The sequence below is a fragment of the Klenkia sp. PcliD-1-E genome, from assembly GCF_024124375.1.
Lineage (GTDB): Bacteria > Actinomycetota > Actinomycetes > Mycobacteriales > Geodermatophilaceae > Klenkia.
Genome location: NZ_JAMXRZ010000129.1, coordinates 1 through 10,947 on the forward strand (window position 1 = coordinate 1; position 10,947 = coordinate 10,947).

Here is a 10,947-nt window from a genome sequence, read left to right on the forward strand (position 1 = left end):
CGGCACCCCCCGCCAGTCCTCGTCCCGGCCGCCGGCCGGTGCCCGGCCCGCCGAGCCCGCCGCGCGCACCGCCACCGAGCAGGGCGAGCGCACCGGCGTCCGCGGCGCGGTCAAGGGCGGCAAGGGTCCCCGCCGGGCGCGGCTGCAGCTGCGGCACGTCGACACCTGGTCGGCGCTGAAGATCTCCCTGGTGCTGGCCATCGCCCTGTTCTTCGTCTGGATGGTCGCCGTCGGCGTGCTCTACGGCGTGCTCAGCGGCCTGGGCGTCTTCAGCACCCTCAACGACCTCATCGGCCAGCTCGGCACCTCCTCCGGCGGGGGCGGCGAGGTCATCACCCCGGGCATCGTCTTCGGCGGTGCCGCGGTCATCGGCGCGGTCAACATCGTGCTGTTCACCGCGCTGTGCACCGTGGGCACCTTCGTCTACAACCTGTGCGCCGACCTGGTCGGCGGCCTGGAGGTCACGCTGTCCGAGCGCGACTCCTGACCCCGCACCCCCGGTCGGCGACGCCGGCCGGGGGGCACGTATGCTTTCCGAGGTTCACGGGCCTGTAGCTCAGGCGGTTAGAGCGCATCCCTGATAAGGATGAGGCCGGAGGTTCAAGTCCTCCCAGGCCCACCCGTGCACTGCCCCACCGCGAGGAGGTCGGCCCCGTGCTGAAGAAGGTCGCCGTCGCCGCCCTCGCGGCGGGCACCCTGCTGGCCTGGCGCAAGCGGGCCGCGGCCCAGGGCGACCAGGGGCTGTGGGCCGAGGCCACCAGCAGCCCGGACGCCGTCCGGACCACGCACCGCTAGCACCCCCCGGGGACGTAGCTCAATTGGTAGAGCACCGCCTTTGCAAGGCGGGGGTCAGGGGTTCGATTCCCCTCGTCTCCACGTTGGTCCTCCTGCTCGCCGGCTGCGGTGGGAGCACCCAGGACGCCGACCCGGCCGGTCCGAGCGCCACCCCGCCGGTCCCGTCCAGCTCCTCCCCGGCACCGACGACGACCGCCGCACCCACGACCGCTGCCGAGCCGGTGACGACCGAGGCCGACTGCCCCTACCTGGACACCGCCTACGTCGAGGACACCGTCGGGCAGCGCACGCCCACCGTGACCACCACCGGTGTACCCGGCGGGCCGCCGCCCACCTGCACCTTCGCCAAGCCGAACGGCGAGCCCGCGCTGGTGGTCGAGATCAGCCAGGCCGCCGACCCGGTCGCCGCGCAGACCGCCGCGGTGGAGCGGGTGGCCCCCCTGGGCGGCACCGCTGTCCGGGACGTCGGCGACGGCGGCGGCATCGCCGTCGGGCCGCAGACCGTGCTCGCCGTCGCCGACGGCAGCCTGGTCGTGGTCGTCACGGTGAACCAGGAGTCCAGCCTGCAGGCCCGGGAGATCGCGCAGACGGTGGTCGGGGCGGTCTGAGCGGCCCATCACCGCAGGTGGGACGATGGGGGGCGTGACCGAATCGACTCCTGCGCGGCGCGCAGTCCTGCACACCAACCACGGCGACATCACCGTGGACCTGTTCCCGGACCACGCCCCCAAGACCGTCGCCAACTTCGCCGAGCTCGCCGAGGGCAGCCGGGAGTGGGTCGACCCCCGCACCCGGGCGAAGACCACCGACAAGCTCTACGACGGCACGATCTTCCACCGGGTCATCGACGGCTTCATGATCCAGGGCGGTGACCCGCTGGGCCAGGGCACCGGCGGACCCGGCTACCGCTTCGGCGACGAGTTCCACCCGGACCTGCAGTTCTCCAGGCCCTACCTGCTGGCCATGGCCAACGCGGGCCCGGGGACCAACGGCTCGCAGTTCTTCATCACCGTCACCAACACCCCGCACCTGAACAACAAGCACACCATCTTCGGCGAGGTCGCCGACGACGCCTCCCGCCAGGTCGTCGACGCCATCGCCAAGGTCCCCACCGCCCGTGGTGACAAGCCCCTCGAGGACGTCGTCATCACCTCGGTCGAGGTGCAGCGCAGCTGAGCACACCCGCCGGGCCCGGGGGTGCGGGCGAGCAGCCCGTGCCCCCGGTGCCCACCTGCTACCGGCACCCCGACCGGCCCACGCGCATCTCCTGCGTGCGGTGCGGCCGCCCCATCTGCCCCGAGTGCATGCACCCGGCCTCGGTGGGCTTCCAGTGCCCCGAGGAGATCGCCGACGCCCGGCGCACCGTGCGGGCCCCCCGGCGGACCACCGGCCTGCGGGTCGCCGGCCGCCGCTGGGGCACCGTCACCGTCGTCCTCATCGCGATCAACGTCGCGGTCGCCGTGGCCACCGCCGTCTCGGCCCTGCTGGCCGGCGGCAACCCGGTCCGCTCCTTCGCCTCCCCGCTGACCAGCCAACTGCTCACCGCACCCGTCCTGGTCGACCAGGGCCAGTGGTGGCGGGTGGTGACCAGCGCCTTCACCCACGCCAGCCTGGTGCACCTGGCCCTGAACATGCTCGCGCTGCTGCTGTTCGGCTCCGAGCTGGAGCGGATGCTCGGCAAGGCCCGCTACCTGACGGTGTACCTGCTGTCCGCGCTGGGCGGGGCGGCCGCGCTGCAGCTGTTCGGCGCCTACGTCGGTGGCGTGGTGGGCGCCTCCGGGGCCATCTACGGCCTGCTGGGTGCCTTCGGTGTCGTGCTGGTCCGCCAGAAGCAGGACCTGCGGGGCCTGCTCACCCTGCTGGCCATCAACCTGGTCATCAGCCTGCTGCCCGGGGTCTCGCTGCTCGGCCACCTCGGTGGCCTGGTCACCGGCGCCGCCACCGCGGCCGTGCTGCTGTGGGCCCGCCGCCGCACCGCGCTGGCCGTGGCCGGCGTCGCCGTCCTCGTGCTGGTCCTGCTGGTGCTGACCTTCGGCGGGATCCGCTAGGGCCGGTGCCCGAGCAGCTGGGCGCCGACCTGCTCGGGGTCGGCGCCCAGGTCGCGGCGGCCGAGCACCACCAGCACGCCGTCGTCGCCGAGGTCCTCCAGCTCCAGCGAGGTGGTGCGCACCCCGAGCCGGCGCCCGGTGCGCACCCGGGCACGCAACCGGTCCCGGGGGATCACGGTGCGCCCACCGACCGCGGCGACGACGACCTCGTCCTCGTCGGCGGTCAGCCGTGGGCGCAGCAGCAGGTCCCGGACGGCGACCACGGCGAGCAGGAGGGCCGCCGCGCCCACGAGGAACCGGCCCGCCGCGTCGGTCCACAGCGCCGAGACGGCCAGGACGAGGGCCGCGCCACCGGCCAGCGCGGTCTCCACCGGTCGGGTCGACCACTGCTGCGGGGCGGGCACGCCGACCAGCTTCGCAGCCCGGCGGTCCACCGCGGCGCGGCCGTCGTCCACAGGCCGGGGCGGTCGGTGCGCGACGCGCCGTCCGACCTGGGTGTTCGTGCTGTGCACCACCTCCCGGCGACCACCCGGACACGCCGGGTGACCGGCTGCGGGACGGGGTCGTCACGGTCCCCAGGTCGACTTCTCCACACCTGTGTGCACAGGTGGGGACAGAAGAACAGGCGTGTAGTTACGCGGGTGGACCCTGCGCACCACCTGTCACACGACCGGCATCTGCGCAGGTGGGAGCGGCGTCCTCGGTCCGGGGACGTCCACATCCGGTGGACAAACCTGGGGGCGGTCGGTCACCGGTGCTGTGGACCGGGTCGCCGGGCTGTGCACACACCGACCCCACGCCCCGGGTCGACATCTCGACCCCGACCGGACGGGTTCGTCCCACTCGCCCTGCGGGCGCGGCCGGCAACCCACACGCTGGAGCCGTGCAGGTACTGGTGACGGGTGCGTCCGGGTTCGTGGGTGGTCGGCTGGCGCCGGCCCTGGTCGAGGAGGGGCACGACGTCCGCGCGATGACCCGGCACCCCCAGCGCTACACCGGTGCCGGGGAGGCGGTGCGCGGCGACGTCTCCGACGAGGCCTCCCTGGACGCGGCCCTGACCGGCTGCGAGGCCGCCTACTACCTCGTGCACAGCCTGGACTCCTCGGACTTCCGGGACCGCGACGCCGAGGCGGCCCGCACCTTCGGGCGCGCGGCCGCCCGGGCGGGGGTGCGCCGGATCATCTACCTCGGCGGCCTGGGTGACGACGCCGACGACCTCTCCCCCCACCTGCGCAGCCGCCGCGAGGTCGAGCGGCTGCTCGGCGAGGGCGGGGTCCCGGTGACCGTGCTGCGGGCCGGCATCGTCGTCGGCCACGGCGGCGTCTCCTGGGAGATGACCCGGCAGCTGGTCGCCCACCTGCCGGCGATGATCACCCCGCGCTGGGTGCACACCCGGACCCAGCCGATCGCGGTCGCCGACGTCGTGCGCTACCTCGTCGGCGTGCTCGAGGCCCCCGACGCCGAGGGCCGGGTGTTCGAGGTCGGCGGTCCCGAGGTGCTGGAATACCTGGAGATGCTCACCCGGGTCGCGGAGATCCAGGGCCGGCACCTGTTCGTGCTCCCGGTGCCGCTGCTCAGCCCGCAGCTGTCCTCGCGCTGGCTGTCGCTGGTCACCGACGTGGACCTGCAGACCGGGCGCTCGCTGATCGACTCGATGAGCAACGAGGTGGTGGTGCGCGACCACAGCATCCGCGACGTCGTCCCGTTCGAACCGATGGACTACGACCAGGCCGTGCTGACCGCGCTCGGGGAACGCGCCGCCGCCCGGCGCAAGGCCGCCGGCGGGCGGCCCCGGCACGGCGGTCTGCTGGTCCGCGGGGCGCGGGCGTGAACGTGCTGGGCCGGGCGCCGCGGGGCCGGCTGGACCGCGCGGTCCTGCGGCTGGCCGAGCGCACCCCGGACTGGCTGATCGACCCGGTGCCGCGCGACCACCGGGAGACCGACGCGGCCTTCCGCCGGCGCCGGCGGGTGACCGGGACGTTCGCGGTGCTGGGCGCGGGGATGCTGGGCCTGTCGCTGTCCCAGAAGCCGGACTCGAAGGAGTTCTACGGCCTGACGATGGCCGTGGCCGGCACCTGGGTGACCGGCGGCGTCGCGTCGGGCCCGCTGCACCTGGGCTGGATGCGGTCGGCCCGGGAGACGGTGCACCGCCCGGTGGTCACCCCGGTGCTCACCGGTGCCGGGGTGTTCGGCCTGTTCTACGGCGCGGCGCTGGTCGCCAGGCGCATCCCGGTGCTGAACCGGGCGCTGACCCGGATCCTGCGCTACGCCCACCAGGGCAACCCGGCCCTGGTGGCCATGACGACGCTGACCAACGGGGTGGCCGAGGAGGTCTTCTTCCGGGGGGCGCTCTACGCGGCCGCCGGCACGACCCACCCAGTGCTGAAGTCCACCACGGTCTACGGGCTGGCCACCACCCCGACCCGCAACCCGGCCCTCGTGCTGGCGTCGGTGGTCATGGGGGGGCTGTTCGGCTGGCAGCGCAAGATCACCGGAGGCATCCAGGCACCGGTGCTCACGCACCTCACCTGGTCGGCGCTGATGCTGCGCTACCTGCCGCCGCTGTTCGCCGACCAGCCCTCCATCGAGGCCGAGACCTCCCAGCAGCAGGACTGACGGCCCAGCTCAGCGCCAGCGCATGCTCATGACCAGGCCGGCGACCATGGCGCCGAACCCGATGGCGAAGTTCCACGCCGACAGGGACACCATGAAGCCGATCTTGTCGCCGGCCACGTAGTAGACGACGATCCACACCAGGCCGAGCAGCATCAGGGCGATCATCACGGGGGCGTACCAGCGGGGGCTGGGCCGGGCGGCACGGGCCTTGGCGGCGCTCGAGGGCAGCACGCCCTCGGGCGGGGTGTACACCGACTTCTTGCGCACCTTCGACTTGGGCACCGCGACGACTCCTCGACCTTGCACATCGGCACTGCTGATCTGACCGGCCCCCAGCCTAAGCTGCAGGCATGCGGAGCAGGGGCGGTGACCCGCAGCGGCGGGCCTGGAACGCCCTGGTCCCGGTGGTCGCGATGGCCGCCGGGCTGCTGTTCGCGACGTCCGGGCAGACCGCCCGCGGCACCGACCTGCGGGCGGGGGACGTCACCCAGCTGTCCCAGCTGATCGAGCAGCTGGGACAGGCCAACGACGTGCAGGCCGCCCAGCTGGCCCAGCTGCAGGCCCGCGTGCAGTCCCTCACCGAGGCCGAGGCCGGCCGCAACGGGGACGTCGCCGCGGCCACCGCGGCCGGCGACGCGCAGGAGGCCTCGGCCGGGTTCACCCCGGTCAGCGGCCCGGGTGTGGAGATCACGCTGGACGATGCCCCGGAGACCGGCACCGGCACCCTGCCCCCCGGGGCCACCCTCGACGCCCTGGTCATCCACCAGTCCGACGTGCAGGGCGTCGTCAACGCGCTGTGGGCCGCCGGCGCCGACGGGGTGGCGGTCATGGGTCAGCGGCTCGTGGCCACCAGCGCCGTGCGGTGCGTGGGCAACGTGCTCCTGCTGGAGGGCCGCACGTACTCCCCGCCCTTCGTGATCACCGCGGTGGGGGACGCCGACACCATGCGCGAACGGCTGGGCCAGTCCTACGAGGTGTCGCTGCTGCAGCAGGCCGTGGACCGCTTCGGGCTCACCTACCGGGTGCAGGACCGGTCGGAGGTGGACCTGCCCGCCTACGATGGCGCGCTGGACCTGCAGTACGCCTCGGCCGCCGGCTGAGGTCAGGGGGCGGGGCTCGGGGAGGAACGATGGACGACGCGGACACCGGCGGCCCACGCCGCGGCCGGCACGCGCCCGAGGAGCCCCCCGCCGCCGCCCCGCAGCCGCTGCCCGAGGACGCCACCGTGCGGCACACCTGGCAGCCCGACCTGGGTCGGCCCGAGGACGCCACCGGCCGGCACTCCGTCCTGGACGACGGCATGGACGAGCGCACGGACGACGGCTCGGACGACGGCTCGGACGAGCGCACCGACGACGGCGCCGCCCCGGCCGCCGTCCGCCGTCCGGAGCGCACCCGCGGCGACCTGGTGCGCACCGGGGTCCGGGGCGTGGGCCAGCTGCTGGTCACCGCCGGCCTCGTCGTGCTGCTGTTCGTCGTCTACGAGGTGTGGATCACCGACCTCTCCAGCGACCGCAAGCAGGACGCGCTGTCCACCGAGCTGCGCCAGGACTGGGAAGGCACCGACGACCCGACGGTGCCGACGCTGCCCGACGGCGGCATCTCCGAGGTGCCGCTGGGCCAGGGGTTCGCCTTCATCCGCATCCCGCGCTTCGGTGCCGACTACGTCAAGGTCATCCTCGAGGGCACCGACGAGGACGAGCTGGTCGAGGGACCCGGTCACTACGTGGACTCCGCGATGCCCGGTGAGCAGGGCAACTTCGCCCTGGCCGGGCACCGGGTGGGCAAGGGCTCGCCGTTCCTGGACCTGGACCAGCTGCAGGCCGGAGACCCGATCGTCATCGAGACCGAGACCACCTGGTTCGTCTACCGGGTGCTCGGGGACGACGACCCCAACGGCATCCCTGGTCAGCAGATCGTGCTGCCCACCGACGTGTCGGTCATCGCGCCCACCCCGAACGGTCCGCTGACCGGCCCGCCCAACGGCGCCTACCTGACGCTGACCACCTGCCACCCCAAGTTCTCCGCCCGCGAGCGGCTGATCGTGCACGCGGTGCTCGACGGCGACCCGGTCCCGAAGGCCGACGCCCCGGACGGGCCGCCGGCCCTGAGCGAGGGCTGATGTACACCTGGATCTGGCGGCACCTGCCCGGTGGCACGGCGGTCAAGGCGGTGCAGGCGCTGGTGCTGGTGCTGGCGGTGTGCGCGCTGCTGTTGTTCGTCGTCTTCCCCTGGGTGGAGCCCAAGCTGCCCTTCAACGACGTGACGGTGGACCAGTGAGCGAGCCGACCGTGAGCCCCCGGGTGCTCGTCGTCGACAACTTCGACAGCTTCGTCTACAACCTGGTCCAGTACCTGGGTCAGCTCGGCGTCCCCAGCGTGGTGCGCCGCAACGACGAGGTGACCGTCGACGAGCTCGCCGACCTGGACGTGGCCGGGGTGCTGCTCTCGCCCGGTCCCGGGACACCGGCCGACGCCGGGGTGACCGTGCCGATGGTGCGGGCCGCCGCCGAGGCCGGGGTGCCGGTGCTCGGGGTCTGCCTGGGCCACCAGGCGATCGCGGAGGCCTTCGGTGGGGACGTCGTGCGCGCCCCGGAGCTGCTGCACGGCAAGACCAGCGAGGTCGTGCACGACGGCGTGGGCGTGCTGGCCGGGCTGCCGTCGCCGTTCACCGCGACGCGCTACCACTCCCTGGCCGTGGAGTCCTCGACGTTCCCCGCCGAGCTCGAGGTCACCGGCACGACGCCGTCGGGGATCGTGATGGCCCTGCGGCACCGCGAGCTGCCGATCGAGGGCGTGCAGTTCCACCCCGAGTCCGTCCTCACCGAGGGCGGCCACCAGATGCTCGCGACCTGGCTCCGCAGCTGCGGCGTCGAGGTCGACCAGGCCCTGGTCGAGAAGGCGGCGTCGGCAGCGCAGAAGCTGCTCACCGCAGTGGGCTGACCGCGCGGCCCGCACGGTGATCAGGTGACCTGATCACCGTGCGGCCACCCGCACCGACGTTCGTGTGGTCGGCCGGACGGTGACCAGGTCCCCTGATCACCGTTCGGGCGGGCGCCGCTACGCCGTGGGCTGGCCCGGGATCGGGATGCCGGTGCCGGTGGTGGGCGAGGAGCTGGTGGGGGGCGCCGTGGTCGTGGCCGTGGTCTCGGTCGGGACGGGGACGGCGATGAGCACGGTGATCTGGTCGTCGGCGGTGGCCTGCTGACCCGAGCCGGGCTCGGTGCCGATCGCCTGGCCGGCCGGGACCTCGTCGCTCTCGGCGTTCTGCTGGGTGATGTCGGTGAACCCGGCGGCCTGCAGCGTGGCGCGCGCCTGCTCGTAGGTCTGGCCGCGGACGTCGGGGATCTGGGCGCTCCCGGTGGAGATGCTCAGCGTGATGACCTGGTCGTCCGGGTTGGCCTGGCTGCCCTCGCCGGGGTCGACGGCGACGACCGTGCCGGCCGGTTCGGTGGAGGGCACCTGGTTGGTGTTGACCCGGGTGAACCCGGCGTTGTTCAGGTTGGCCTTGGCGGCCGCCTCGGACAGCCCGACCACGTTGGGGATCGGAACCGTGTCGGGGCCGGCGCTGACGACGAGGGCGACCTCGGTGCCCTCGTCGACGGTGGCCCCCGCGGCGGGGTCGCTGCTGATCACCGAGCCCTCGGCGACCTCGGTGCTGGGCTGCGTGGTGACGGTGCCCAGCACCAGGCCGGCCTGCTGCAGCGCGGCGGTCGCGGCGGCCTGGGTCTGGTCCACGAGGGCGGGCACCTGCACGCTGGCGGTGGTGGGCTCGGTGGGGGTGTCGTCCCCGCCGCTGTTGAGCCCGACCAGCAGCGCGATCAGCCCGGCCAGCACCAGGATGCCGGCGACGACCAGGGCGATGACGCCGCGGCGTCGGCGCCGTGCGGCCGCCTCGTCCTCGGCGTCCCAGTGGTCGTCCTGGCCCGGGTAGCCGCCGGCGCCGGCCGCGCCGAGGTAGGAGGTGCGCTCGGCGTCGCCCATGACCGGGGTGGCCTCGACCCGCTGGCCGGCGACGGCGCGCAGCAGGTCGCTGCGCATCTCGGCGGCGGACTGGTACCGGTTGGCCGGGTTCTTGCTCATCGCCTTGAGCAGGATGGCGTCGAGCTCCGGCGGGACCTCGGGGTTGATCGAGGACGGCGTCCGGGGGTCCTCGCGCACGTGCTGGTAGGCCACGGCGACCGGGGAGTCGCCGGTGAACGGCGGCGCCCCGGTGACGAGCTCGTAGAGCAGGCAGCCAGCGGAGTAGACGTCGGAGCGGGCGTCGACGCCCTCACCGCGGGCCTGCTCGGGGGAGAGGTACTGCGCGGTGCCGATGACGGCGGCCGTCGAGGTCATGGTGGCCGCGGAGTCCGAGACGGCCCGGGCGATGCCGAAGTCCATCACCTTGACCGTGCCCTGCGGGGTGATCATGACGTTCCCGGGCTTGACGTCCCGGTGCACGATCCCGTTGCGGTGGCTGAAGTCCAGCGCGGCGCAGATGTCGGCGGTCAGCGACATGGCGCGGGCGGGCTCGAGCCGGTTCTCCCGGCGCAGCACGTCGCGCAGGGTCTCGCCCTCGACGTACTCCATGACGATGTAGGGGGTCGCGCCGGTGGTGGTGCGGTCCTCGCCGGTGTCGTAGACGGCGACGATGGCCGGGTGGTTCAGCGACGCCGAGGCCTGCGCCTCGCGGCGGAAGCGCACCTGGAAGGACGGGTCGCGCGCCAGGTCCGAGCGCAGCACCTTGACCGCGACCTCGCGGCCCAGCCGCAGGTCCCGCCCCCGGTGCACCTCGGCCATCCCGCCGCGGCCGAGGACACCACCGATCTCGTAGCGCTCGCCCAGCACCTGCGGGGTGGTCATCGGGGGTCCTCTCGGGGGCTGGCCGGGGTGTCCGGACCACCGCGCAGCGTAGGCGATCCGGTCGTGCACACCGGGGAGGCGCCGGTCACGGGGGCGGCCGTCACGGCGTCGCCGTCGTCTGCCCGGCGGCCGTCGACTCGCTGGGCGTGGTCGGTGCCGCCGTCGTGGTGGTGACCGGCGGGGGTGTCGTGGTCGGGGTGGTCGTGGTCCGGGGCGCCTGCGTCGTCGTGGGGACCGGCGGTGGCGCCTCGGTCGTCTGCTCTGCGGAGCTCTCCGAGGTCGGCGTCGGGTCCTCGGTGGTCTGCTCCGCGGAGCTCTCCGAGGTCTGCGTGGCCGACTCGGTGGTCGTGGCGGTGGGGGCCGAGGTGGTGGTGGCGGGGGTGGTCGTCGTCCCCGGGGTGCGGGCCTCGTCGTCCCCGCCTCCGAGCAGCGTGAAGGCGACGACCGCGCCCAGCACGAGCAGCAGCACAGCCGCCGCGGCCACCCACGGCCACGGGGAGCGGCGTCGGCGGCCGTCGTCCTCGTCGTCCCAGTCGTCGTCCTCGTCGACCGGGGGTCCCTGCAGCGGCGGCATGGTCCGCGGGGCGGTGGCGGGCCCGCCGGCCGCGGCCGGCTCCTTGCCCTGGGAACCGCCCCGCAGCCGG

The 10,947-nt window shown here is 74.1% G+C and carries 14 protein-coding genes, 2 tRNA genes and 1 pseudogene; 13 read left to right on the forward strand and 4 right to left on the reverse strand.

Annotated features, from left to right (window positions below; genetic code table 11):
- From NH342_RS19315 to NH342_RS19345, 7 genes are all read left to right on the forward strand, one after another.
- Window positions 1-487: DUF3566 domain-containing protein (locus tag NH342_RS19315; RefSeq protein WP_253017360.1), on the forward strand; the 487-nt coding region annotated here is incomplete at its 5' end.
- A 58-nt stretch (window positions 488-545) separates the two neighbouring features.
- Window positions 546-619: transfer RNA gene (locus NH342_RS19320), tRNA-Ile, on the forward strand.
- Between the two features lie 35 nt (window positions 620-654).
- Entirely contained in the window at window positions 655-795 is a 141-nt protein-coding gene (locus NH342_RS19325) for a DLW-39 family protein (RefSeq protein WP_253017362.1), read from the forward strand.
- Between the two features lie 8 nt (window positions 796-803).
- Window positions 804-876, forward strand: a tRNA-Ala gene (locus NH342_RS19330).
- Window positions 877-878: 2 nt separating this feature from the next.
- Window positions 879-1,403 carry a DUF2020 domain-containing protein gene (locus tag NH342_RS19335; RefSeq protein ID WP_253017364.1) on the forward strand — a complete coding sequence of 175 codons (525 nt, stop codon included), beginning with the start codon at window positions 879-881 and terminating at the stop codon, window positions 1,401-1,403.
- Window positions 1,404-1,428: 25 nt separating this feature from the next.
- A complete protein-coding gene (locus tag NH342_RS19340; RefSeq protein WP_253017366.1) occupies window positions 1,429-1,971 on the forward strand; it encodes a peptidylprolyl isomerase in 543 nt (180 codons plus the stop codon).
- Window positions 1,972-2,009: 38 nt separating this feature from the next.
- Window positions 2,010-2,843, forward strand: a complete 834-nt coding sequence (locus NH342_RS19345; protein WP_308200707.1) for a rhomboid family intramembrane serine protease — start codon at window positions 2,010-2,012, stop codon at window positions 2,841-2,843.
- Here the strand turns inward: NH342_RS19345 and NH342_RS19350 are convergent.
- Window positions 2,840-3,247, reverse strand: coding sequence for a PH domain-containing protein (locus tag NH342_RS19350; protein ID WP_253017368.1), 408 nt, complete (start codon window positions 3,245-3,247; stop codon window positions 2,840-2,842). The two genes, NH342_RS19345 and NH342_RS19350, sit on opposite strands and share 4 nt — an antisense overlap.
- A gap of 479 nt (window positions 3,248-3,726) precedes the next feature.
- Here NH342_RS19350 and NH342_RS19355 point away from each other — a divergent pair, with 479 nt between their 5' ends.
- Window positions 3,727-4,674, forward strand: a complete 948-nt coding sequence (locus NH342_RS19355; protein WP_253017374.1) for an NAD(P)H-binding protein — start codon at window positions 3,727-3,729, stop codon at window positions 4,672-4,674.
- Window positions 4,671-5,459, forward strand: coding sequence for a CPBP family intramembrane glutamic endopeptidase (locus NH342_RS19360; RefSeq protein ID WP_253017375.1), 789 nt, complete (start codon window positions 4,671-4,673; stop codon window positions 5,457-5,459). The genes NH342_RS19355 and NH342_RS19360 overlap by 4 nt, the downstream gene beginning before the upstream one ends.
- 9 nt (window positions 5,460-5,468) lie before the next feature.
- Here the strand turns inward: NH342_RS19360 and crgA are convergent, their stop codons facing one another.
- Entirely contained in the window at window positions 5,469-5,741 is a 273-nt protein-coding gene (crgA, locus tag NH342_RS19365; RefSeq protein WP_253017376.1) for a cell division protein CrgA, read from the reverse strand.
- Window positions 5,742-5,809: 68 nt separating this feature from the next.
- Here crgA and NH342_RS19370 point away from each other — a divergent pair, with 68 nt between their 5' ends.
- From NH342_RS19370 to NH342_RS19385, 4 genes are read left to right on the forward strand one after another with little or no spacing between them, the layout of a single operon-like run.
- Window positions 5,810-6,559, forward strand: a complete 750-nt coding sequence (locus NH342_RS19370) for a DUF881 domain-containing protein (RefSeq protein ID WP_253017377.1) — start codon at window positions 5,810-5,812, stop codon at window positions 6,557-6,559.
- A 29-nt stretch (window positions 6,560-6,588) separates the two neighbouring features.
- Window positions 6,589-7,581, forward strand: a complete 993-nt coding sequence (locus NH342_RS19375; RefSeq protein ID WP_253017379.1) for a class E sortase — start codon at window positions 6,589-6,591, stop codon at window positions 7,579-7,581.
- On the forward strand, window positions 7,581-7,739 hold the full coding sequence (locus NH342_RS19380) for a hypothetical protein (RefSeq protein WP_091553557.1): 159 nt from the start codon (window positions 7,581-7,583) through the stop codon (window positions 7,737-7,739). Before NH342_RS19375 ends, NH342_RS19380 begins: the two co-directional genes overlap by 1 nt.
- Complete coding sequence (locus NH342_RS19385) at window positions 7,736-8,401, forward strand: aminodeoxychorismate/anthranilate synthase component II (RefSeq protein WP_253017381.1); 666 nt, start codon at window positions 7,736-7,738, stop codon at window positions 8,399-8,401. Before NH342_RS19380 ends, NH342_RS19385 begins: the two co-directional genes overlap by 4 nt.
- Before the next feature lie 117 nt (window positions 8,402-8,518).
- On the opposite strand, the gene pknB is transcribed toward NH342_RS19385, so the two are convergent.
- Together pknB and NH342_RS19395 are read right to left on the reverse strand one after the other, a co-directional pair.
- Window positions 8,519-10,303 (reverse strand): Stk1 family PASTA domain-containing Ser/Thr kinase, encoded by a 1,785-nt coding sequence (pknB, locus tag NH342_RS19390; RefSeq protein ID WP_253017383.1) that lies wholly within the window; start codon window positions 10,301-10,303, stop codon window positions 8,519-8,521.
- Window positions 10,304-10,403: 100 nt separating this feature from the next.
- Window positions 10,404-10,947 (reverse strand): annotated as a pseudogene (locus NH342_RS19395) (hypothetical protein); the annotation flags it as partial.

Excerpts from the sequence above, each read along its gene's own strand:
- NH342_RS19375 (WP_253017379.1), top strand. The coding sequence starts at position 6,589 with ATGGACGACGCGGACACCGGCGGCCCACGCCGCGGCCGGCACGCGCCC.
- pknB (WP_253017383.1), bottom strand. The coding sequence starts at position 10,303 with ATGACCACCCCGCAGGTGCTGGGCGAGCGCTACGAGATCGGTGGTGTC.
- NH342_RS19380 (WP_091553557.1), top strand. The coding sequence starts at position 7,581 with ATGTACACCTGGATCTGGCGGCACCTGCCCGGTGGCACGGCGGTCAAG.
- NH342_RS19370 (WP_253017377.1), top strand. The coding sequence starts at position 5,810 with ATGCGGAGCAGGGGCGGTGACCCGCAGCGGCGGGCCTGGAACGCCCTG.
- NH342_RS19340 (WP_253017366.1), top strand. The coding sequence starts at position 1,429 with ATGGGGGGCGTGACCGAATCGACTCCTGCGCGGCGCGCAGTCCTGCAC.